General features: G+C 63.8%; 14 protein-coding genes and 3 pseudogenes. All 17 read left to right on the top strand.

The window, feature by feature from the left end:
* Window positions 1–123 precede the first annotated feature (123 nt).
* A complete protein-coding gene (locus tag QZ634_RS16255) occupies window positions 124–1,089 on the top strand; it encodes a TAXI family TRAP transporter solute-binding subunit (protein WP_291990168.1) in 966 nt (321 codons plus the stop codon).
* Window positions 1,090–1,194: 105 nt separating this feature from the next.
* Window positions 1,195–3,798: a TRAP transporter permease gene (locus QZ634_RS16250; protein WP_291990166.1), complete on the top strand. Its 2,604-nt coding sequence runs from the start codon at window positions 1,195–1,197 to the stop codon at window positions 3,796–3,798.
* Between the two features lie 327 nt (window positions 3,799–4,125).
* Window positions 4,126–6,216, top strand: coding sequence for an O-antigen ligase family protein (locus QZ634_RS16245; RefSeq protein ID WP_291990164.1), 2,091 nt, complete (start codon window positions 4,126–4,128; stop codon window positions 6,214–6,216).
* A 299-nt stretch (window positions 6,217–6,515) separates the two neighbouring features.
* A complete protein-coding gene (locus tag QZ634_RS16240; RefSeq protein ID WP_291990161.1) occupies window positions 6,516–7,898 on the top strand; it encodes a TIGR03013 family XrtA/PEP-CTERM system glycosyltransferase in 1,383 nt (460 codons plus the stop codon).
* Between the two features lie 61 nt (window positions 7,899–7,959).
* Window positions 7,960–10,071, top strand: coding sequence for an XrtA/PEP-CTERM system histidine kinase PrsK (prsK, locus tag QZ634_RS16235; protein WP_291990668.1), 2,112 nt, complete (start codon window positions 7,960–7,962; stop codon window positions 10,069–10,071).
* The gene (prsR, locus tag QZ634_RS16230; protein WP_291990159.1) at window positions 10,068–11,426 is read left to right on the top strand and encodes a PEP-CTERM-box response regulator transcription factor; all 1,359 of its coding nucleotides are present in this window, start codon (window positions 10,068–10,070) and stop codon (window positions 11,424–11,426) included. The genes prsK and prsR overlap by 4 nt, the downstream gene beginning before the upstream one ends.
* Before the next feature lie 36 nt (window positions 11,427–11,462).
* A complete protein-coding gene (prsT, locus tag QZ634_RS16225) occupies window positions 11,463–13,481 on the top strand; it encodes an XrtA/PEP-CTERM system TPR-repeat protein PrsT (RefSeq protein ID WP_291990158.1) in 2,019 nt (672 codons plus the stop codon).
* Window positions 13,466–14,251 carry a tetratricopeptide repeat protein gene (locus QZ634_RS16220; RefSeq protein ID WP_291990156.1) on the top strand — a complete coding sequence of 262 codons (786 nt, stop codon included), beginning with the start codon at window positions 13,466–13,468 and terminating at the stop codon, window positions 14,249–14,251. The genes prsT and QZ634_RS16220 overlap by 16 nt, the downstream gene beginning before the upstream one ends.
* A 45-nt stretch (window positions 14,252–14,296) precedes the next feature.
* Entirely contained in the window at window positions 14,297–15,577 is a 1,281-nt protein-coding gene (locus QZ634_RS16215) for a nucleotide sugar dehydrogenase (RefSeq protein WP_291990154.1), read from the top strand.
* 89 nt (window positions 15,578–15,666) lie between these two features.
* Window positions 15,667–16,634, top strand: a pseudogene (locus QZ634_RS16210) (SDR family oxidoreductase).
* 253 nt (window positions 16,635–16,887) lie between these two features.
* Entirely contained in the window at window positions 16,888–17,226 is a 339-nt protein-coding gene (locus QZ634_RS21600) for a hypothetical protein (RefSeq protein WP_366145413.1), read from the top strand.
* A pseudogene (locus tag QZ634_RS16200) lies at window positions 17,151–17,542 on the top strand (lytic transglycosylase domain-containing protein). Before QZ634_RS21600 ends, QZ634_RS16200 begins: the two are co-directional and overlap by 76 nt.
* Window positions 17,543–18,265: 723 nt before the next feature.
* On the top strand, window positions 18,266–18,424 hold the full coding sequence (locus QZ634_RS21595; RefSeq protein ID WP_366145412.1) for a trypsin-like peptidase domain-containing protein: 159 nt from the start codon (window positions 18,266–18,268) through the stop codon (window positions 18,422–18,424).
* Window positions 18,425–18,571: 147 nt separating this feature from the next.
* Window positions 18,572–20,526: pseudogene (locus QZ634_RS16190) on the top strand (ATP-dependent DNA helicase).
* On the top strand, window positions 20,526–21,860 hold the full coding sequence (locus QZ634_RS16185) for a hypothetical protein (protein ID WP_291990153.1): 1,335 nt from the start codon (window positions 20,526–20,528) through the stop codon (window positions 21,858–21,860). Before QZ634_RS16190 ends, QZ634_RS16185 begins: the two are co-directional and overlap by 1 nt.
* Window positions 21,857–22,384 carry a molybdopterin-guanine dinucleotide biosynthesis protein B gene (mobB, locus tag QZ634_RS16180; RefSeq protein WP_291990150.1) on the top strand — a complete coding sequence of 176 codons (528 nt, stop codon included), beginning with the start codon at window positions 21,857–21,859 and terminating at the stop codon, window positions 22,382–22,384. The genes QZ634_RS16185 and mobB overlap by 4 nt, the downstream gene beginning before the upstream one ends.
* The coding region (gene glp, locus QZ634_RS16175; RefSeq protein ID WP_291990148.1) for a gephyrin-like molybdotransferase Glp at window positions 22,371–23,329 on the top strand (959 nt) is incomplete at its 3' end. The genes mobB and glp, both read left to right, overlap by 14 nt.

Genomic DNA, 23,329 nt, shown 5'->3' with positions numbered 1-23,329 from the left:
GCGGATCAGCGCTGAAGGGAAGGCGGAGAAGTCTTGCTCACCCTCGCATGATCAAGCCGCTAGTGTGTGTGGTTGCGGCATGGCTCGTTCCAATTGCTTGAATATAATTGAGGAGACAAACTCTTGAAGAAACTTACCACCCTTGCAGCCGCCCTTGCCGTTTCCGCCAGCATCGCCAGCCCGGCAGCTTTTGCGGAACAGAAGTTCGTGACCATTGGTACCGGCGGGGTAACCGGCGTTTATTACGCAGCCGGCGGCGCGATCTGCCGACTGATGAACAAGGAAAAGAAAACGCACGGTATTCGCTGCTCGGTCGAGAGCACCGGTGGCTCGGTGTACAACGTCAATACCATCAAGGCCGGCGAACTCGACTTCGGCGTTGCGCAGTCGGACGTCGCCTACAATGCCTTGAAGGGAGAAAACCAGTTCAAGGGTGCAGCTTTCGGCGAATTGCGCTCGGTGTTCTCGATCCATCCGGAGCCGCTGGTCGTGCTCGCACGCAAGGACGCCAACGTCACCGCCTTGCCGGACTTCAAGGGCAAGCGCTTCAACATCGGTAACCCAGGCTCAGGCCAGCGCGCGACAATGGATATCCTGCTTCCGGCGATGGGCATGAAGACCAGCGATTTCTCGCTGGTTTCCGAGATGAAGGCCGACGAGCATGGCGCGGCGCTGTGCGACAACAAAATCGACGGTTTTGCCTACGTCGTCGGCAACCCGTCCGCCAACATCCAGGACCCGACCACCACCTGCCACGCGCAGCTCATCAATGTCATCGGGCCGGCAGTAGACAAGCTGGTGAAGACCTATCCCTACTACGCGGCGGTGACGATCCCTGGCGGTATGTACGCCAACAACCCGAACCCGGTGAATACCTTCGGCGTGGTGGCGGCTTTCGTCTCGTCGTCGAAGGTTTCCAACGACGTTGTCTATGCCATGGTCAAAGCCGTCTTCGACAATCTGGACGACTTCAAGAAGCTGCATCCGGCTTTTGCCCATCTCGATCCGAAGGAGATGATCAAGAACGGTCTGTCGGCACCACTGCACGATGGCGCTGTAAAGTACTACAAGGAGAAGGGCTGGATGTAATCGGTCGGAAGCATGCGGGATCGGCAAGGAGTTCGCCGTTCCCGGTAGACCTGCCGACGGCCCCGACGGGGCCGTCTTACGTTGAAGTCTGCGGAGATTCTGCACATGGCTGAAAAAGAAGCTGAAGCCGTCCTGACGGACGAGCAACTAAAACAACTGGTCGCCGAAGCAGATACCGGTGGCCGCAAGCCGACCGGCATGGTCGCCAAGCTGGTCATGTTTACCGCGCTGGCCTGGTCGCTGTTTCAACTCTGGATCGCTTCGCCGCTGCCGTATTCGCTGGGCATTCTGGTGCTCAATGATACCGAGTCGCGTTCGGTCCATCTGGCTTTTGCCATTTTTCTCGCTTATCTTGCCTACCCGGCATTCAAGAGCTCTCCGCGTGCCTATGTGCCGCCCCTGGACTGGGTTCTGGCACTGGCGGGCGTTTTCTGCGCCTCGTATCTTTTCGTTTTCTACTCCGAGCTGTCGACGCGACCCGGTCAGCCGACGACGCTCGACCTTGTCGCCTCGGTCGCCGGCATCGTGCTGCTGCTCGAGGCGGCGCGCCGTGCGCTTGGCCTGCCGATGGTCATTCTGGCGGTGATCTTCATTGGCTACATCTTCCTCGGCCCCTATATGCCGGACTTGATCGCCCACAAGGGGGCTTCGCTCGGCAAGGGCATGTCGCACCTGTGGCTGAGTACGGAGGGCGTTTTCGGTGTCGCGCTGGGTGTGTCGTCGGGCTTCATCTTCCTCTTCGTCCTGTTCGGCGCTCTTCTGGAAACGGCAGGCGCCGGCAACTATTTCATCAAGTCGGCCATCTCGCTCCTTGGTCACCTGCGTGGCGGTCCGGCGAAGGCCGCGGTGGTGGCCTCGGCGTGTACGGGCCTGATTTCCGGGTCGTCGATCGCCAATGTCGTCACCACCGGGACGTTTACCATTCCGCTCATGAAGCGCGTCGGTTATCGACCCGACAAGGCCGCCGCCGTCGAGGTCGCGGCTTCGGTCGACGGTCAGATCATGCCGCCGGTGATGGGTGCGGCTGCCTTCCTGATGGTCGAGTACGTTGGCATTCCCTACACGCAGGTGCTCAAGCACGCCATCCTGCCGGCGCTGATCTCGTACATCGCGCTGTTCTACATCGTGCACCTGGAAGCGATGAAGGCCGACATTCGCGGCATTCCGCATGTGCACGAGGCCACCTTGAGCCAGCGCATGATTTCCTTCCTGATGACCGTTTCCGGAATGGTCATCCTTGCCGGCATCGTCTACTACGGCTTTGGCTGGCTCAAGGATGTCTTCGGTGACGCCTCGATCTATATCGTCGGTGTGGTGATGATGGCTGGCTACATCGGCCTGTTGAAGTTCGGTACACGTTATCCCGAATTGCACATGGACGATCCGGATACGCCTATCGACCACCTGCCGGATGCCGGTCCGACGCTGAAGTCCGGTCTGCACTTCCTGCTGCCGGTGGTGGTGCTGATCTGGAACCTGATGGTCGAGGAGCTCTCGCCGGCCTTGTCCGCGTTCTGGGCGACGGTGTTCCTGATGTTCATCCTGGTCACGCAACGGCCGATGATTGCTTTCTTCCGCCAGCACGGTGACCTTGGTGCAGCGGCTCGCCAGGGCTTCCAGGACCTGCTTGACGGTCTGGTCACCGGTGCGCGCAACATGATCGGTATCGGTATCGCCACTGCGGCCGCCGGCATCATCGTCGGTACCGTGACGCTGACCGGCATCGGACTGGTGATGAGCGAGCTGGTCGAGCTGATCTCGGGCGGCAACCTGATGATCATGCTCTGTCTGGTGGCGGTGATCTGCCTGATCCTTGGCATGGGTCTGCCGACGACGGCCAACTACATCGTCGTATCCACCCTGATGGCTCCGGTGGTGGTCGAACTCGGTGCGCAGAGCGGTCTGCTGGTGCCGCTGATTGCCGTACACCTGTTCGTCTTCTATTTCGGACTGATGGCCGACGTGACACCGCCCGTAGGCCTGGCGTCGTATGCCGCGGCCGGGATAGCGCGCTGCGACCCGATCAAGGTCGGTGTCACGGCCTTCGGCTACAGCATTCGAACGGCGATCCTGCCCTTCATGTTCATCTTCAACACGCAGTTGTTGCTGATCGGCATCGACAGCCTCGGACACCTCTTCCTGACGGTGTCTACGGCGATCATCGCCAATCTCCTTTTCGCCGCCGCGACGCAGGGCTGGTTCATGACCCGCAACCGCTGGTGGGAAGCCCTGGTTCTACTGCTGGTGACCTTCACTCTGTTCCGTCCGGGTTTCTGGATGGACATCATCCATCCGCCTTACGACAAGTTGCCGCCGACCAAGATCATGGAGGTTGTCGAGCAGGCGCCCGACGGTGCTGGTCTGAGGGTCTGGATCGAGGGTGAGGACATCAACGGCAAGAAGGTCGCCAAGGGGGTCCTGCTGCCGCTCGGCGTCCAGGCGCCCGCACTGCAGCGTCTCAATGCCGTGGGCCTCAGCCTGATGGCGTCGGGTGATCAGGTCGATATCCTGGGGGTCAAGTTCGGCAGCCGTGCGGCGAAGCTCGGCATCGAGCAGGGCTTTGTCATCACTGCCCTCGAGGTGGCCACCGAGCGACCGGACAAGGAATGGTTCTATATTCCTGCCTTTCTGCTGATGGGGCTGGTGATTGTCATCCAGCTTCGGCGTGCGCGGGTGATTGCTGCCAACGAGCTGAAGCCGGCTAGCTAGCAGGGCTGCTTGCCTCTGGCATGGGCTTTGCTGCGTTGAGGCCACCTTTCGACCATGCTGCACGATCGTGGTCCACCGGTGGCCTCTTCCGTTTGCGCGCTAGCCGCTCCCGTCGCTGAGCGCTTGCGTCGGCGTTGTGTCCGGCTCATGAGCTTCGCGGTCGCGAGGCTTGATCGATTGACAGGTACGGGTCGCACCGACAGTATTCCCGCGCCAAGGTCTTGCGCCGGCCAGGCGAACGGAAAAAAAAAGAGGGCTGATGACCACTGGAAGCCGGCAGGCAGGCCGCGTTGAGAGTGTCCGCTGTGTTTGCTCGGGCGGCAGGCCGTGAGCTGGCCGCTCGGGCTGCATACTGCGCTGGCGGCTCTCACTGGCGCACTGGGCCTGTTCATCGCCGCCAATCATCCCTTGTGGCCGAACCTGCTCGGTGTCGCTTTCGTCGCCTGGGCCATGGCGGTCGGCCTGCGCCCGTCGCTCTTCCTGTTCGTCCTCCCGGCACTCTTGCCGGTCGCCAGTTTCTCGGCGTGGACCGGCTGGATCGGCATCGACGAATTCGACCTCTTGCTACTGGCAGCGGTGAGCGGCTGCCAGGCACGCATGGCCGCCGATTGCTGGCCACGCCGGGGTCGATCGCCAGCGCGCCCCGGTTACGGCGCCCGGACGGTGCAGCGAGGGCGGCTGAAGGCGCTCCTCACCCGTTGCTGCCGTCCGGACGGCAGCGCGGGATCCGCGGAATTCACCCTCGTTCGCCTGGCCAGAATCGGGCTGGCGGCGCTCGCCGTATCCTACGCTGTGGCCCTGGTGCGTGGTCTGAGCGCTGCCGATCCCTCGCTGGCGGGATGGTTCCAGGGCTACGAAGAGCCCTTGAACAGCTTGCGCGCAGGCAAGGCTTTCTTTTTCGCATTGCTCCTCTTGCCGTCGTTGCGCCAGCTGCACGAACGCGCGCCGGCGCTGGCGGCGTCCCGTCTCGCCGCGGGCGTGGCGACCGGCCTGGGGCTGCTCTGTGTGGCGATTGTCTGGGAGCGCAGCGCCTACCCGGGGCTGTTCGACTTCTCGACGGCCTATCGCAGCACGGCCCTGTTCTGGGAGATGCACGTCGGTGGCGCGGCGCTCGACGGCTATCTTGCGCTGGCGGTTCCGTTTGCCGTCCATGCAGTGGTGCGCGCGCCGGATCGGCGGCGCTGGGGCATCGCCGCAGCGCTGGCGGTGCTCGTCGCCTACGCCTGCCTGACCAGTTTCTCGCGCAGCGTCTATCTTGGCGTGGGGCTGTCCCTGGCGCTGCTGGCCTGGCGTTTGTCGGCGCAGCGGCAGTCGTTTCCGCCGACGAGCTTGCCGGCAACAAGCGCGCCGACGGATTCGCCATTCCCGCCGCCGGAGGCCTGGCGCCTGTGGGGAGGACGTGTCCTGCTGGTGGTCCTGGCCTTCGAGGTGGTCGCGGTGCTTGGCTTCGGCAACTTCATGAGCCGGCGGCTGTCGGCCAGCGAGCGCGATCTGGGCGGGCGCCTGGAGCACTGGACTGCCGGGCTGAACCTCTTGCGATCGCCGTCAGAGATAATGTTCGGCAGGGGCCTGGGACGTTTTCCTGCCAATTATTCACAGGCCGTGCCGGAGAGCGCGATTCCCGGCCGCCTGCTGCTTGTCGACGACCGCCGGAGCGGCACCTATTTGCGCCTTTCCGGCCCGTCACAAGACGCGCGTCGGCAGGGCGCTTTCGAACTGCTGCAACGCGTGTCGCCACTGCACGACGGGACCTACACGCTGGCGATGGACCTGCGTGCGCCGCAGGAAGCCAGGCTGAGTGTGGCTGTCTGCCAGAGGCATCTACTCTACGAGGCTTCCTGCCGTGGGACGCTGGTGCGGGTTCCGGCAGGGGACGCGCAATGGCACCACTTCTCGCTGCGCCTGAACGCTCCCGCTGCCAGCACCGCCGGTGCGTGGCCACCGGCTCTCGGTTTTCTCAGTTTGCGCCTCCTGGCCGGGTCGGGTGACGCCATCGACGTCGCCAAGCTGCACCTCCTTGACGACACGGGGCGGGACCTGTTGGAGAATGGCGGCTTTTCCGACGGGCTCGCGCATTGGTTCTTTGCCGGTCGCCATTATTTCGTTCCCTGGCACATCGACAACCTGTTTCTCGAAATGCTCATCGATCAGGGCGTCTGCGGCCTCCTGCTCCTGCTCGTCCTGCTGGCGCTGGCCTGCGTCAACCTGCTCCGCGGGCCGGGACGTACGCATGTTTTGGCCCCCTTTTTACTGGCTACATTAATTGCATTTATGACCGTCGGCGTTTTTTCCAGCCTTCTGGACATGCCGCGGCCTGCTTTCCTGTTCTTCTTGCTGCTATGCTTTGCCCTGTTCCTGAACGGGCGCGCTGCTGCCAACCCTCTTGCAGCGCCGTCGGTTCCCGGTCGGACGCCCTGACAGACGCCGCAGCTTGCAGAATTCCTGACTGCACGCGCTCGTCAAAAATCAATAGAAACAAGACATATCAATGTATTAGCGCATTGTATTGAAGTGCACGTTTGGTATTTGTAGGGAGTTGGACGGTATGTTTTACAAGGTATTCCCCCCCGCTTGTGTATTCGGTCACGGTCTTGGCGTTGTTCCGTTGATAACCTCTGTTTCGTGATACTTGCCTGCTTTCCCTTTCACCAGGGCGACGTTCGGCAAGTCCGTTATCAACGAAAAGCTTTCAGATTGGCGATTGCAAGGGGTCTGTCGTGATCAAGGTCTTCAATCATTGGTTTTATCGGGCGACCATCGCCCGGGTGGCGATCGATCTGATGTTCCCGGTGGTCTGCGTGATCCTGGTCGCCGTCTGGGTCGGTCGTGGCGGCGAGATAGCACTCGAGAAGGTGGCTTTCTATGCGCTGATCTTCGCGCTGATGAGCATTGCCTTCAACGCCTGGCTGGGTATCTATCAGCGCGTTCATAGCCGCACTCGGGCCGAGACGCGGGCGCGTGCAGTGCTGTCCCTGTATCTGGCCATTCCATTGGCCTATGTCGTGTTCTCCATGCTCTCCGTGGCCGAGGTCGATCGTGGCTTCATGCTCCTCTCCGGCCTGGCGGCGCTCTTCGCGACCTTGCTGCACCGCGTCCATTCGGCGCACAGCCGTAGCGGCCTGCTGCTCAGTCACCGGGTGCTGGTCTTTGGCGCCGGCGACGAGGCGGAAAATGTCGGTCGCGTCTTGCGCAAGTCGGATCCGGATATCCACATCGTCGGCTTTTATCCCAGCCCGACCGATACCGAGATCGTCGTTCCGGCGCAGGTCCTCCTGTCGCGCGACATGTCGCTGTCCGACACCGCGCATTCGCTGAAGGTGGACGAGATCATCGTCGCTGTTCGCGAGCGTCGTGGTGGCGCGCTTCCCTTGCGCGAACTCCTGGACTGCAAACTGTCCGGGGTCAAGGTTCTCGACCTGGCGAGCTACTTCGAACGTGCCCTCGGGCAGATTCGCATCGATTCGCTGCGTGTCAGCTGGCTGATCTTCGGCGACGGCTTTCGGCAGAGCTGGCGGCGGACCGGCGTCAAGCGCCTGTTCGATATCGTCGCCGCCAGCGTCCTCTTGCTGCTGGCCGCACCGGTGATGCTGCTGACCATGCTGATGATCATCCTCGAAGACGGCTTTTCAGTCTTCTACCGGCAGGAGCGGGTGGGTCTCGACGGCCGCCTGTTCAATGTCATCAAGTTTCGCAGCATGCGCAAGGATGCCGAAAGCGATGGCCAACCGCGCTGGGCGACGGCCAACGACGATCGCGTGACGCGTGTCGGCAGGATCATCCGCAAGCTGCGCATCGACGAGTTGCCGCAGCTGTACAGCGTGCTGACCGGTGACATGAGCCTGGTCGGACCGCGTCCGGAGCGCCCCTATTTCGTCGATCAACTGACTCGCGACGTACCCTTCTACGCCGTGCGCCACAGTGTCAAGCCCGGGGTCACCGGCTGGGCGCAGGTAAGCTACCACTACGGTTCGACGGTCGACGATTCGATTCAGAAGCTGCAGTACGATTTGTTTTACGTCAAGAATCACAGCCTGTTTCTCGATGTCGTGATTCTCTTTCAGACGGTCGGCGTGGTGTTGACCGGCAAAGGCGCTCAGTGAGCTTTCTGGCGATCCTGGCAGATGGCGTGTGGGCGCGAATTGGGGAGGCTGGTCGATCGTGATGGCAACCAATATGGCGATGATTGCTACCTGGAGCTACGGGCTGACCGGACTGCTGGCCGCCTTCCTGGCGCTCTATCTGGCCTCGGGTTGGCGAGTCGGAGGACGCAGCCGCGCGATGTTCCTGGCGGTCAGCCTGTGTGCCGTATGGGGACTGCTGGGGATGGCTTTTGCGCTGACCCATAACCTTGTCTTCCTCGCCGGCAGCATGCTCGCCGATGCCTTGCGCTTCGGTGGCTGGTATCTGTTCCTGATCCTGTTGATGAAGCCGGAGCCCGGCGACGGTGCGCCGGCGCGCGTGCGCGTCGGCTGGTTGGGTGGCATCGCCCTGCTCCTCGTCGTCGTTGGTTTCGGCGCGCAGGTACTGGTGGTCACCGGCATTGACCTGCTCCTGCCCGCGCAGCGCCTGTCGCTATTTACGTCGCTGGCGATGAGTGTCTTCGGTCTGGTCCTGCTCGAACAACTGTTTCGCAACGTCTCGCCCGACTTTCGCTGGAGTATCAAGCCGCTGTGTCTGGGCCTTGGTGGCACATTCCTGTTCGATCTCTACCTTTACTCCGACGCGCTGTTGTTCAACCAGGTCGACGCCGACGCCTTCAGTATCCGTGGTTTTGCGCACGCCGTGAGCTTGCCGATGGTCGCTCTTTCGGCGATCCGCAGCCACGACTGGAAGCGCCGTCTGGTGATGTCGCAGCGTGCCGCCCTGCAGTCGGCAACCCTGGTCATCGTTGGCATCTATCTGTTGTTCATGGCTTCCGCCGGCTATTACGTTCGCTTGTTCGGCGGCGAGTGGGGGCGGGCCCTGCAGTTGGCGCTGCTCTTTGCTGCCCTGCTGGTTCTCGTTGCGCTGACCTTTTCGGGGTCCATGCGTGCGCGCTTGCGGGTCCAGGTTGGCAAGCACTTCTTCAGCTACCGCTATGACTACCGTGAGGAATGGCTGCGCTTCACGCAGACGCTTTCCTCGCAAGGCGGGTTCTCGGGAATGGGCCGTCACGCCGTGCGCGGCCTGGCCGACATGGTCGAGAGTCCCGGCGGTGCGCTGTGGTTGAAGGATCCTTCGGGGCGTTTCTTTGCCCAGGCCGCGTGCTGGAACATGCCCGTGTCGGCGGCCACGGAGGATGATGGCAGTCCTTTGTGCAGGTTTCTGATCGACAGCGGCTGGGTGATCAATCTCGAGGAGTATCGCTCGCTGCCGCGGCGCTATGATGGCCTCGCCCTGCCGTCGTGGCTGGTCGAAGTGCCGAACGCATGGCTGGTTGTGCCGCTGACCACCGGCAACGAGCTGATCGCCTTTGTCGTGCTGGCCACGGCTCGGGCCCGAATCGACGTGAACTGGGAGGTCAACGACCTGCTGAAAACGGCTGGCCGGCAGGCGGGAGCGTTTCTTGGCCAGATGCAGGCCAGCGAAGCGCTGCTTGAAGTGCGCAAGTTCGACTCCTTCAACCGCATGTCGGCTTTTGTCGTCCATGACCTGAAAAATATCGTCGCCCAGTTGTCGTTGATGATCAAGAACGCAGAACGCCACCGCGACAACCCCGAATTCCAGAAAGACATGCTGATGACCGTCGAAAACTCGGTCGAACGAATGCGCCAGTTGATGTTGCAGCTGCGCGAGGGCGCAACGCCGCTTGACAGTCCACGCGGCATCGATCTGGCTGACGCGGTGCGCCGCATCCAGACCGCCAAGTCGGGTCAGGGACGCGAGGTCGAATTGACCATCGAGGATAAGCTCGTCGCCCGCGGCCACGAAGACCGTATCGAACGTGTCATCGGCCATCTCGTCCAGAACGCGCTGGAGGCCACGGACCCGACTGGGCGCGTGTGGATCCGTCTTGCCAGGCAAGGGAACTATGCGCTGGTCGAGGTCGGTGACAGCGGCCACGGGATGAGTCCGGAGTTTGTTCGCGAGCGCCTGTTCAAGCCTTTTCAGACGACCAAGCCGACCGGCATGGGGATTGGTGCCTACGAGAGTTTTCAGTACGTGCATGAGCTGGGCGGCAAGCTGTCGGTCGACAGCGCTGTCGATGTCGGTACGCAGGTGGCCCTGCTGTTGCCATTGTTCGACGCGGGCTCGACAAAGAACTCCGCTGATTTGCCCGAGGAGTCGGAATGAGTTCCGAAAAGCTACCCCATCTGCTCATCGTCGAGGACGATCGAGCATTGCAGAAACAGATTCGCTGGGCTTTCGACCAGTACGAGACCATCACCGCCGACGACCGCGAGAGTGCTCTGGCGCAGATTCGCCGCTTCCAGCCACCAGTGGTGACCATGGACCTCGGCTTGCCACCCGATGCCGACTCCGTTTCCGAGGGGTTCAGGCTGCTCGAGGAAGTCCTGACCCTGGCGCCGGACACCAAGGTCATCGTTCTCACCGGCCAGAACGATCGCGCCAATGCCTTGCGGGCGATTGCCCTCGGAGCCTACGATTTCTTTGCCAAGCCCTTCGAGATCGAAATGCTCGGCCTGACCATCGATCGTGCCTACCGCCTGCATGAACTGCAGCAGGAAAACAAGCGACTGCAATCGATGCAGCAGCCCGATGTGCTGTCCGGCCTGCTCACTCGCGACCCCGCGCTGCTGCGCGTTTGCCGAACCATTGAGCGGGTGTCGGTCAGTGATGCGACGGTCTTGCTGCTCGGCGAAAGTGGAACCGGCAAGGAAATTCTGGCGCGCGCGGTACATGAGTCGTCTACGCGGCGTGGTGAACGCTTCGTGGCCATCAACTGCGCAGCGATACCGGAGAATCTGCTGGAAAGCGAGCTGTTCGGTTACGAGAAGGGCGCTTTTACCGGCGCCGCACGAATGACTCTGGGCAAGATCGAGACCGCCAACAACGGTACCCTGATGCTCGACGAGATCGGCGATCTGCCGCATTCGCTGCAGGCCAAACTGCTGCGTTTTCTGCAGGAGCGTGTTGTCGAGAGGATCGGCGGGCGGCAGGAGATTCCGGTCAATGTGCGCATCGTCTGTGCCACGCACCAGAATCTCAAATCCCTGATCGCAGACGGGGGATTTCGTGAAGATTTGTACTATCGCCTTGCCGAAATTGTGGTAAATATCCCTCCCTTGCGGGAACGCTCCGGGGACCCCGCTCTATTGGCGCATGCCTTCGTCCGACGCTTTGCCGAGGAACAGAATCGCGGCGCGATGACCCTGCGCGAAGATGCCACCCGGGCGATCGAAGCCCACCGCTGGCCGGGCAATGTGCGCGAACTCGAAAACTGCATCAAGCGGGCGGTCATCATGGCCGATGGCAATCAGATCACCGCCGACGACATCGGCTTGTCCACCGCGCAACCGCCGGAAGCGACGCCGCTGGATCTGCGCCAGGCGCGCGACGAAGCCGAGAGGCGGGTGATCATCACCGCCATGGCGCGTGCCGACGGGAACGTGGTCAAGGCCGCCGAACTGCTTGGCGTCAGCCGCCCGACCCTGTACGACCTGATGCATCGATTTGGACTCAAGTAGACTAATTGCAATTTTTACCACTCCGTGGGGATACCTATGAATACGCGTGACTCATCAATGCAGCGATTGCGTAAAGCGACCGTTTCGGGTTTGCTGGCCGCTCTGCTCCTGGTTGGTTGTGGCGGCGAGAAACCGGAAGCCATGCTCGCATCGGCCAAGGAGTACCTGGCCAAGCACGATGCCAAGGCCGCGACCATCCAGCTGAAGAACGCTCTGCAGCAGAAACCGGACCTGGCCGAAGCGCGTTTTCTTCTCGGCAAGGCGCTGCTCGAGGCCGGCGACGCGACCGGCGCCGAGGTCGAATTGCGCAAGGCCAAGCTCTACAATTATTCGGCCGACGAGGTGACGCCGGCTCTTGCGCGCAGCATGCTGGCGCTGGGGCAGGCCGACAAGGTGACCGACGAATTTGCCAACGCCGACCTGTCCACGGCGCAGGCCAAGGCCGACCTGCAGACGTCACTGGCGACGGCCTACCTGATGCAAAACAAGCCGGTGCAGGCCGAAACCGCTTATGCGGCCGCCGTCGCGGCGCAACCGGGCTACGGCCCGGCGCTGCTTGGCCAGGCCGGGCAGAAGGCGAGGAAGGGCGAGCTGCCGGCCGCGCTGGTGCTGGTCGACTCGGCGATCGAGAAGTCGCCGGACCTCTACGACGCCTGGCAATTCAAGGGCGACGTTCTGTCGTCCCAGGGCGACTCAGCGGGCGCCATGCTGGCGTATCGGAAGGCCCTGGAGCTGCGGCCAGCGTACCTGCCAGCGCATGCGGCGATCGTCAGGCTGTTCATGGCCGACGGCAAACTCGCCGAGGCGGGGCAACAGATCGCGGCGATGAAGAACATCGCTCCGACCCATCCGCAGACGACCTACCTGTCGGCCTTGATGGCTTACCAGCAAAAGGACTTTCCGGCGGCCAGGGAATCCATCCAGCAGATGTTCAAGTTCACGCCGGACAGTCCTCTCGGCCTGCAGCTGGCCGGCCTCATCGAGTACGAGCTGAAGGCCTATCCGCAGGCCGAGATCTACCTGCTCAAGGCGCTTCCGAGCACGCCGGAGCTGGGGATCGCGCGGCGCGTGCTGATTGCCAGTTACCTGCGTAGCTCGCAGCCCGGCAAGGCGCTGGGCGTTCTCACGCCGGTGCTCGGCAAGATCGACAAGGATTCGAACATGCTGGCCCTGGCCGGCCAGGTCTATGTTCAGAACGGCGAGATCGACAAAGGGGGTGAATACTTCGCCAAGGCTGCCGCGCTCGACCCGCAGAACGCCGGCAAGCGGACCTCGCTGGCGATGGTCAATCTGGCGCAAGGCGAGAGCGAGGTGGCCTTCCGCGACCTCGAGCAGGTTGCCGCTGCCGACCCGGGCAACCGCGCCGACCTGGCCCTGATTGCCGCGCACCTGCAGCGTCGTGAGTTCGACGCTGCCCTCAAGGCCATCACCAGCATGGAGAAGAAGCAGCCCGATGACCCGCTGGTGCATAACCTGCGCGGCACGGCACTGCTCGGCAAGCACGACCTGGCTGGCGCGCGGGCGAGTTTCGAGAAAGCTCTGGCCGTGAATGCGGCGTTCTATCCGGCAGCGGCCAACCTGGCCAATCTGGATATCGTCGAGAAAAAGCCCGCCGACGCCAAGAAGCGCTTCGAAGCGGTGCTCGCCAAGGATCCCAAGAGCATGCAGGCGCTTCTCGCTCTCGCGCAGATGCGTGCCAAGGAAGGCGGCTCGACCGAGGACGTTGCCGCCCTCATCAATCGGGCAATGGCGGCAAACCCGACCGAGTCCGCACCCCATCTCGGCCTGATCGGTCTTTATCTCGGCAAGAACGACATCAAGAGCGCGCTTTCCGCCGCCAGAATGCGGTCGCCGTGCTGCCCAACGAGGCCGAGATCCTGGACGCTGCCGGACGTGCCCAGCAGGCCGCCGGAGAGTTCAACCAGGCGCTGGCCACCTACGGCAAGCTGGCCGCGCTCAAGCCCGATCTGCCATTGCCCTATCTGCGCATGGCCGAAGTCGAAGTTGCGGCAAAGAACAAGGAAGCGGCTTTGCAGAGCTTGCACAAGGCCTTGAAGGTCATGCCCGATTCGCTCGAGGCACAGCGCGGAATCATCATGCTCCAACTCGACGCCGGTCGCCTGCCGGAGGCGGTCGCTGTCGCCCGTGAGGTGCAGAAGCAGCGGCCGAAGGAGCCTGTCGGCTACATTTTCGAGGGCGATGCCTATGCCGCCAAGCGCTCGTGGACGGAGGCCGCAACGGCCTACCGGGCCGGGCTCACGCAGATTCCCGCGGCGACCGAGCTGGCCGTCAAGTTGCATGTGGCCATGTCCGTGGGTGGAAATGCTGCCGAAGCGGACAGGTTTTCTCAGACCTGGCTCAAGGATCACCCCAAGGATGGTCGCTTCCGCCTGTATCTGGCCGAGGCGGATACCGCCCGCAAGGACTATGCCGCAGCGGCCAAGCAATATCGCATCCTGCTCGATGCACAGCCGGACAACGCCGCGGTGCTCAACAACATGGCCTGGGTGGCCGGTCAGTTGAAGGATCCGAAGGCCGTCGATTATGCCGAGAAAGCGAACAAGTTGGCACCCAAGCAGCCGGCCGTGATGGATACTCTCGGTGTCCTGCTGATGGAAAAGGGCGACAAGGCGCGCGGAGTGGCGCTGCTCAAGGAAGCGGTGGAACTGGCCCCGCAGGCGTCGCTGATCCGTTTCAATTATGCCAAGGCACTGATCAAGGCCGGACAGAAGAAGGAAGCCAGGAGCGAGCTTGAGCAGCTTGCCAAGCTGGGCGACAAGTTTGCGGCGCAGGCCGAAGTCACCGACCTGCTCAAGGGGCTCTGAGCGCAAACGTCTGGCAATCGATGATCTTGAAAGGATGACAAGTAAATGACTACCGTTGCTGTGGTTGGTTTGGGGTACGTGGGTTTGCCGCTGGCAGTCGAGTTTGGCAAGCGGCGGCGGACCATCGGTTTCGACCTCTCAGCCAGCAAGATTGCGCATTACCGGCAGCACCTCGATCCGACCGGCGAAGTCAGCAGCGCCGACCTCAAGGCCGCTACACACCTGGAGGTGGGTACCGATCCGGCGGCATTGGCGGAAGCCGATTTCGTGATTGTCGCCGTGCCGACGCCGGTCGACGAGGCGCATCGGCCGGATTTCGGGCCCCTGGTCGGCTCGTCTGAAGCGGTCGGCAGGAACCTCAAGCGTGGTGCGACGGTCGTTTTCGAGTCGACGGTCTACCCCGGTGCCACCGAGGAAGTCTGCATCCCGATCATCGAGAAGTTCTCCGGAATGAAGTGGAAAGTCGATTTCTTCGTCGGTTATTCGCCCGAGCGGATCAACCCCGGCGACAAGGAGCGGACACTGACGAAAATCGTCAAGGTCGTTTCCGGCGACACGCCGGAGACCCTCGAACGGGTCTCCGCCGTCTATTCGGAAATCATCACCGCGGGAATTTTCCCGGCCTCGAGCATCAAGGTCGCCGAAGCGGCGAAGGTCATCGAGAACACCCAGCGCGACCTCAATATTGCCTTGATGAACGAGTTGGCGATCATTTTCGATCGCATCGGCATCGATACGCTCGAAGTGCTCGAAGCGGCCGGCAGCAAGTGGAATTTCCTGCCTTTCCGTCCCGGTCTGGTCGGCGGTCACTGTATCGGCGTCGATCCCTACTACCTGACGCACAAGGCCGAGATGCTCGGTTATCACCCGCAGGTGATCAACGCCGGGCGGCGAATCAACGATGGCATGGGAAAATTCATCGCCGAACAGACGATCAAGCACATGATTCGCAATGGCCTGCCGGTCAAGGGCGCGCCGATCATCGTCCTGGGCCTGACCTTCAAGGAGGACTGCCCCGATCTGCGCAACTCGCACGTCATTGACGTGATCCGGGAACTCGAGTCGTACGGGGCACAGGTGCTGGTGCACGAGCCGGTCGCCGACGCCGACGAAGCGCGCCACGAGTACGGTGTCGAGCTGACGCCCTGGGAGCAATTGCCGGCCGCTGTGGCAATCGTCGCCGCCGTCGCCCACCGCGAGTTCAAGCAGCGGCCGCTGGCCGACATCGCCGGCAAGCTGCAGAAAGGCGGTGTTCTGGCCGACGTCAAGAGCATGTTCAGTGCGGCGCAGCTGCGTGCCCAGGGTGTGACCGTGTGGCGCCTGTAATGTCTGCATTGCCGACCGCTTTTGCCGCCCTTGAGCAGCGCCTGCTGGCCCGGTCGGCACGCTGGCTGGTGACCGGCAGCGCCGGCTTCATCGGGTCGCATCTGGTCGAGAAGCTGCTCAGCCTCGGCAGACGGTGGTCGGTCTGGACAACTTTGCCACCGGACATCGTCGCAATATCGACGAGGTGCAGGCGCTGCTCACTCCCGGGCAGTGGCGGCTTCATCGTTTCATCGAAGCGGACATCTGCGATCCCGACGCCTGCCGCGAGGCGTGCACCGGGGTCGACTTCGTTCTTCATCAGGCAGCGCTGGGTTCGGTGCCGCGCTCGCTGGCCAATCCGCAGGCCACCAACGCCGCCAACATCGACGGCTTTCTCAACATGCTGGTCGCCGCCCGCGACGCGGGCGTCAGGCGCTTTGTCTATGCCGCGTCGAGTTCGACCTACGGTGATCATCAGGCGCTGCCGAAAGTCGAAGACACGATCGGGCGACCCCTGTCGCCGTATGCGGTGACCAAGCTGGTCAACGAGCTCTACGCGGAGGTCTTCGCTCGCTGCTACGCCTTCCCGTCGATCGGCCTGCGCTATTTCAACGTCTTCGGCGCGCGCCAGGATCCGCAGGGCGCCTACGCGGCGGTCATTCCCCGCTGGACACGGGCTCTGCTCCTCGGTGAGCCGGTGACGATCAACGGCGACGGTGAGACGAGCCGTGACTTCTGTTTCGTGGACAACGCCGTGCAGGCCAATCTGCTGGCCGCGACGAGCGACGAGCCGGCGGCGCTCAACCAGGTCTATAACGTCGCCGTCGATGACCGCACGACGCTCAATCGGCTGTTCGAAATCCTCCGCGACGCGCTTGCCGATATTCGCCCCGACGTACGCCAGGTGCAAGCCGCCTACGGGGACTTTCGGGCCGGTGACGTGCGCCACTCGCAGGCCGATATCGGCAAGGCCAGGCGCTTGCTCGGCTATCTCCCGAGCCAAGCACTGCAGGCGGGGGTGCAAGCCGCCATGCCTTGGTATGTGTCACGCTTCGCCGTCACCGGCGGGGGTGCGTGATGACCGCCGCCGTTCGCAGTCCGCTGCCAGTCTGCGCCGCAATGCTCGTTTGCGCCTTGCTCGTCTTCGCCGCGCCGGCGCCCGCCGTGGCGGCGGACAAGGCTGCCGATGCCGTGCGCTGGCTGGCGGTGCGCACCGAGGCGCTGAGCTACGAGCATGGTGAAGGGGTGGCCAAGGACCGGCGCGGGCGGCTCGTCTGTACTGTGAAGCGGCGCTGCTCGGCGACGCCGAGGCGCAGTTCAACCTTGGCTGGATGTACGCCAACGGTCGCGGGGTCGACCGCGACGACGCGCGTGCGGCGTACTTTTTCGCTCTGGCGGCGAAACAGGGGCACGCGCAGTCGCAGAAAATGCTGCGCTTCGTGGGTGAGCCGGGCGCCAAGGTGCCCGAATGCATGCGTCCGGCGCTTCTTGCCGACGACGGTCGCGATATGCTGGTTGCCCGCGGTGAAGCTCAGGAATGCGGGTTTTGGTCTGGTCCGGCAATTGGCGCCCCAGTACGGTGTCAGCCCGCGCCATGGCTCTGGCGGTCATCCGCGCCGAGTCCAACTTCAACCCGCAGGCGCTCTCGAACAAGAACGCGCAGGGCCTGATGCAACTGATCCCGGACACCTCGGCGCGCTTCAACGTCAGCAACCGTTTGACCCGGAGCAGAATCTGCGTGGCGGTCTCGCCTATCTGCGCTGGCTGCTGGCCTATTTCGAAGGCGACGTCAGCCTGGTCGCGGCGGCGTACAACGCCGGCGAGGGTGCGGTCAATCGTTACCGCGGCGTACCGCCGTACGCCGAGACGCGCGGCTACGTGAAACGCATCATGAGTCTTTTCCAGCGCGAAGCGCATCCCTACGACGCCAGCGTGACGACGCCTTCGCCGGAGTTGCCGCGCATCCGCCTGACCCAGGGAAGCTAGGAAAGCTGGCGCGCCGAGGCGCGGCGCTGTCGGCTGCTCGTTCCCCGGTCGCTTCCGTGTCAGCAAGCGTCTGATCGTCGTCGAAGGAACATGATGAGCCTCTGGTCCCGAATTCCTTTCCTCTCGCGCAACCGCCTCGGCGACCTGCCGGCAGCTTTTCCCTGCCCGCAGCCCGGGCACGGGCAGTGGCGTACTACTGGTGCACAGCCGTCGCGGCGGCCAGCTTGCTGCTTTTCGCCGCGCCAGTGGCGGCGGATCTGCCCGACGTGATTGATCGGGTGAAGCCTTCGATCGTCGTCATCGGCACCTATCAGCTGACGCGCATGCCCGCAGTTCATGATGCGCGGTACCGGCTTCGTCGTCGGCGATGGCCGTCAGGTGGCGACCAATTCGGCACGTCCTGCCGGACAAGATCGACGAAGCGGCCGGCGAGCGCCTGGTGATCATGGCCCGTCCAGCGGGACCCTCGCTGCAGCGGCGCGAAGCGCGAACGGTGGCGGGTCGACAAGATTCACGATCTCGCCCTGCTGCGGGTCGACGGCCCGAGCATGCCGGCGCTGACGCTGCACGACTCCAATCGGGTGCGCGAGGGACAGTCAGTGGCATTTACCGGTTTTCCGATGGTGCCGTTCTCGGCCTTTCGCCGGTCACGCACCGGGGAATCATTTCGTCGATCACGCCGATCGTCCTGCCCAGCTCGAACGCCGCAACCTCAACGCCAAAGTGATCGCTCGCTTGCGCCGGGGCAGCTTCGACATTTTCCAGCTCGACGCGACCGCCTATCCGGGCAACAGTGGTGGCCCCCTGTACGAGCTTGACCGCGGCGAAGTGGTCGGCATCATCAACATGGTCTTCGTCAAGGAGAGCAAGAATCAACGCTGAGCAAGCCGTCGGGATCAGTTTTGCCATTCCCTCCGAGTATCTGAGCGACTTGCTGCGCGAAGCCAGGCAATAGTTCGCGGCGCAGTCGGGAATCGCGCGGCTGCGCCGGCTTCTGGTAGCATGCGCGCTGCTTCCGACGATTCGCGCATGACCGCCCTGCTTTCCGAAGTTTTCTCTGCCGATGGCCCGCTGGCCAGCGGTGTTCCCGGCTATCGGCTGCGCACTCAGCAGCTCGAACTGGCCGAGCGCATCGCCGCCGCGATGGCCGACAATAGCGTGCTGACGCCGAAGCGGGCACCGGCACCGGCAAGACCTATGCCTATCTGGTTCCGGCGCTGCTCTCGGGCGGCAAGGTGATCGTGTCGACGGGCACCAAGAACCTGCAGGACCAGCTCTTCTCGCGCGACATTCCGACCATCCGCAAGGCGCTCAAGGCACCCGTCAAGGTGGCGCTGCTCAAGGGCCGCGCCAACTACCTCTGTCACTATCATCTCGAGCGAGCGCTGGCCGACGGCCGTTTCCTGGCGCGCGAGGATGCCGCCTACGCGCGGCACATCGCCCGTTTCGCCAAACAGACGCGCAGCGGCGACAAGGCCGACTGCGCCGACGTTCCCGAGAACGCCACGGTGTGGGGGATGGTCACCTCGACGCGCGACAATTGCCTCGGGCAGGACTGCCCGCAGCACAAGGAATGCTTCGTCCTGGCGGCGCGCCGCGAAGCGCTGGCCGCCGACCTGGTGGTGGTCAACCATCACCTGTTCTTTGCCGACGTGATGCTGCGTGACGAAGGAACGGCCGAGTTGCTGCCGGCGTGCAACACGGTAATTTTCGACGAAGCGCATCAGCTACCGGAAATCGCCAGCCTGTTTTTCGGCGAGAGCGTGTCGACGGCGCAGCTCGGCGAGCTGGCGCGTGATACCCAGATCGCCGCTCTGGCGTCGGCGCGCGACTGCCTCGATCTTCCCAGGCTGTGTGCCAGCCTGGAAAAGGCGGCGCGCGACCTGCGTCTGACGCTGCCGGTGGAGCCGGCGCGTTTCGCGCTCCTGCAACTCGAGGGAAGGGCTGGCTTCGAGAGTGGCGTCGCCGGCGTGGTCGACGAGCTCGAAGCGCTGGCCGGTTTGCTGGAAACGCAGGCGCAGCGTTCCGAGGGCCTGGACAGCTGCTGGCGGCGTGCGGGCGAATTGCTGCTGCGCGTGCGCAACTGGCAGAACGGCGGGCAGAGCGGCGCCCACGCCGATTTCGTCCGCTGGGGGGAAACGCATAGCCATAGCCTGCAGCTCAACGCGACGCCGCTGGTGATTGCCGAGATCATGCAAAAGCAGATGAGCGGTCATCCGCGGGCCTGGATATTCACCTCGGCGACGCTTGCCGTGCAGGACGATTTTAGCCATTACTGTGCCGAGATGGGGCTTGCCGACGCCAGTTCGGCACGTTGGGAGAGCCCCTTCGACTACGCGCGTCAGGCCTTGCTGTACGTGCCGAAAGGTCTCCCCGAGCCGAACAGTCAGGGTTACAGCGAAGCAGTGGTCAAGGCCGCCTTTCCCTTGCTCGAGGCCAGTCACGGGCGGGCGTTCTTTCTGTGCACCTCGCTGCGCGCGATGCGGCGAACGCATGAACTGCTTGGCGAACAGCTTGAGCGGGCAGGACTCGACCTGCCTTTGCTGCTGCAGGGCGAGCGCAGCAAGAACGAGTTGCTGGAGCGTTTTCGCCGCCTCGGCAACGCCATCCTGATCGGCAGCCAGAGCTTCTGGGAAGGCGTCGACGTGCGCGGCGAAGCCTTGTCGCTGGTGGTCATCGACAAGCTGCCCTTTGCGCCGCCCGACGATCCGGTGCTCTCGGCGCGCATCGAGCGCATGAAGAGCGCCGGCCGCAATGCCTTCATGGAGTACCAGTTGCCGCGCACGGTGATCAACGTCAAGCAGGGTGCCGGGCGCCTGATTCGCGACGAGAGCGATCGCGGCGTGTTGATGATCTGCGACCCGCGCCTGATCAGCAAACCCTACGGCAAGCGCATCTGGCGAAGCCTGCCACCGATGAAGCGCAGCCGCGATGTCGAAGAAGCGCTGGCCTTCTTCGCCTCGCCAGGGGTGGCGGGCAGTTGATGGCCGCGCCCCTGCCGCCGGCGGTTGCCGAACTGATGCCCGCCGACTGCGCTGCCGCAGCCGAGTGGCTCAATCGCGGCTGCGCGTGCATTTCCGTCGATCACCCGTCGCTGAAGCGGGCGCTCGAAGAAGGCCAGGGGAGCGTCTCGCATGCCGAACTCCTGGCGACGCGGCCACACCTGTTCTCCGACAGCGTCGTCTTTGTCAGCGAAGCGCACCTGTTGCGCATGGCGCAGACCATTGCCGCTCTCGAACGCGTGCTGCGGCTGCCCGCCTATCGCGAGCGGGTGCTCGCCTACGCGCCGGCAATCGCCCGCCATTCACCGGCCGCCGCGGGCGTTTTCCTCGGCTACGATTTTCACCTCGGGCCGGACGGTCCGCAGCTTATCGAGGTCAATTCGAATGCCGGCGGGGCACTGCTCAACGCCCGCCTTTTGCGTGCCCAGCGCGCCTGCTGCGCTCCGGTGGCGAAAATGATGCCTGCCCCGCGTCCGCTGGAGGCGGCTTTCGTCAACATGTTTCGCGAGGAGTGGCGGCTGGCGCGAGGAAAGTCTCCCGAACAGCCGCTGACGCGCGTAGCGATCGTCGATACCCGCCCCCGCGAGCAGTATCTGGCGCCCGAGTTCGAGCTCTTCCGCGAGTTGTTCGAAGCGCATGGCATCGCGACGGTGGTTGCCGACCCGGAAGAGCTTTCCTTTGACGGCGAGCGTCTCGCCTGTCGCGGCGCGACCGTGGACCTGGTCTACAACCGGCTGACCGACTTCGCGCTTGCCGAGGCGCAGCATGCAGCGCTGCGTGCCGCCTATCTGGCCGACGCGGTGGTCCTCACCCCGCATCCACAGATGCACGCGCTGTACGCCGACAAGCGCAATCTGGCGCTGCTCGGCGACGAGCAATGGCTGGCGCAGATCGGCGTCGGGGAGCACGATCGGCGGCTCCTGGCGAGCAGTATTCCGCGTACCGAGGAAGTCCTGCCGGCCGCGGCCGAAGCGTTCTGGAAAAGTCGCAAGCAATGGTTCTTCAAACCGGCGGCCGGTTTTGGCAGCAAGGCGGCGTACCGGGGCGACAAGGTCACCCGCCGCGTTTTCGCCGAGATCGCGCGCGGCGGCTACGTCGCGCAGGCACTGGTCGCGCCATCCGAGCGCCACCTCCTGGTCGATGGCGTTGGCCAGGATTTCAAGCTGGACTTGCGCAACTACGTCTACCAGGGCGAGGTACAACTGCTTTCCGCACGCCTCTACCGTGGCCAGACGACCAATTTCAGAACCCGCGGTGGCGGTTTTGCGGCGGTGCTGCCGGTGTCTTGTCAGGATTCTTCCGGAGGCTGTCGATGAAGGTTTTCGGGGTCGCCGGCTATTCCGGTTCGGGCAAGACGACGCTGCTCGAAAAGCTGTTGCCACAGATGACGGCACGCGGTCTGCGCGTTTCGGTGATCAAGCACACGCATCACGATTTCGATATCGATCGTCCGGGCAAGGACTCTTTCCGGCACCGCCAGGCGGGCGCCGGCGAGGTGTTGCTGGCCAGCAGTTCGCGCTGGGTGCTGATGAACGAGTTGCGCGGCGCTCGCGAGCCGTCGCTGGCCGAATATCTGGCCCGTTTTTCGCCGTGTGATCTGGTTCTCGTCGAGGGTTTCAAGGACGAGGCGGTGCCGACGCTGGAGGTCTATCGGCCGGCCAACGGCAAGCCGCCGCTGTGGCCCGTGCATCGCCAGATCGTCGGCGTGGCCTCCGACCAGCCGCTGCCGCCGGGTTTTCCCGCCGGCCTGGTGGCGCTGGACCTGAACGACACGCCGGCGATTGTCGGCTACATTCTCGATACCGTTCAACTGAGGGGAGCGAGCCATGCTGTCTTTTGATCAGGCGCTGTCGCAGTTGCTGGGCGCGGCGTCGGCGCTTGCCGAAGCGAGCTCGCTGCCCACCCTGGCCGCCGCCGGCCGCGTGCTGGCGCAGGCGCAGCGGGCACCGATCGATGCGCCGCCACTCGATAACTCGGCGATGGACGGCTACGCCGTCGCCGTCGCCGACGTCCGCCAGGTGCCGACACGCTTGTCGGTGGCGCAGCGCATCCCGGCGGGCAGCGTCGGCAGCCCCTTGCAGCCGGGAAGCGCCGCGCGGATTTTCACCGGCGCGGCGATCCCGGCCGGCGCCGACGCCGTCGTCATGCAGGAACTCTGCCAGCACGTCGCCGGCGAAGTGACGATCAATCATCTGCCCGAAGCTGGCGACCACATCCGTCGTGCCGGCAGCGACATCGCCGCCGGCAGCGAGATTCTCGCCGCCGGCCAGCGCCTGCGGCCACAGGACACGGCGCTGGCGGCGTCGGTGGGGATCGCTTCGCTGCCGGTGTTGCGGCGCCTGCGGGTGGCCGTTTTCTTCACCGGCGACGAACTGCGCATGCCCGGCGAGGCGCTGCAGGAAGGGGCGATCTACAACGCCAACCGGTTCCTGTTGACCGGTTTGCTGGACGGTCTGGGCTGCGAGCTGCTCGATCACGGACAGGTTCCCGACGACCTTGCCGCGACCCGCCAGGCGCTGCGCGCTGCGGCGCTGGACAGCGATCTGATCCTCACCTCGGGTGGCGTTTCCGTCGGCGAGGAGGATCACGTCAAGGCTGCTGTCGAAGCCGAGGGTCGGCTCGAGATGTGGAAAATCGCCATCAAGCCGGGCAAGCCACTGGCTTTCGGTCAGGTCCGCGGAGCGCAGCGCGAGGTGGCCTTCATCGGCCTGCCGGGTAACCCGGTGTCGAGCCTGGTCACTTTCCTGATGCTGGTGCGGCCCTTCGTACTCAAGATGCAGGGCAT

The organism is Candidatus Accumulibacter sp. ACC007 (genome assembly GCF_907163205.1).
Taxonomy (GTDB): Bacteria; Pseudomonadota; Gammaproteobacteria; order Burkholderiales; family Rhodocyclaceae; genus Accumulibacter; species Accumulibacter regalis.
Note: the sequence above shows the minus strand (reverse complement) of the source record. Positions and strands in the feature narration are given on the sequence as shown.

Excerpts from the sequence above, each read along its gene's own strand:
- QZ634_RS21600 (WP_366145413.1), top strand. The coding sequence starts at position 16,888 with ATGTACGCCAACGGTCGCGGGGTCGACCGCGACGACGCGCGTGCGGCG.
- QZ634_RS16185 (WP_291990153.1), top strand. The coding sequence starts at position 20,526 with ATGGCCGCGCCCCTGCCGCCGGCGGTTGCCGAACTGATGCCCGCCGAC.
- prsR (WP_291990159.1), top strand. The coding sequence starts at position 10,068 with ATGAGTTCCGAAAAGCTACCCCATCTGCTCATCGTCGAGGACGATCGA.
- QZ634_RS16215 (WP_291990154.1), top strand. The coding sequence starts at position 14,297 with ATGACTACCGTTGCTGTGGTTGGTTTGGGGTACGTGGGTTTGCCGCTG.
- prsK (WP_291990668.1), top strand. The coding sequence starts at position 7,960 with ATGGCAACCAATATGGCGATGATTGCTACCTGGAGCTACGGGCTGACC.
- mobB (WP_291990150.1), top strand. The coding sequence starts at position 21,857 with ATGAAGGTTTTCGGGGTCGCCGGCTATTCCGGTTCGGGCAAGACGACG.
- QZ634_RS16250 (WP_291990166.1), top strand. The coding sequence starts at position 1,195 with ATGGCTGAAAAAGAAGCTGAAGCCGTCCTGACGGACGAGCAACTAAAA.
- prsT (WP_291990158.1), top strand. The coding sequence starts at position 11,463 with ATGAATACGCGTGACTCATCAATGCAGCGATTGCGTAAAGCGACCGTT.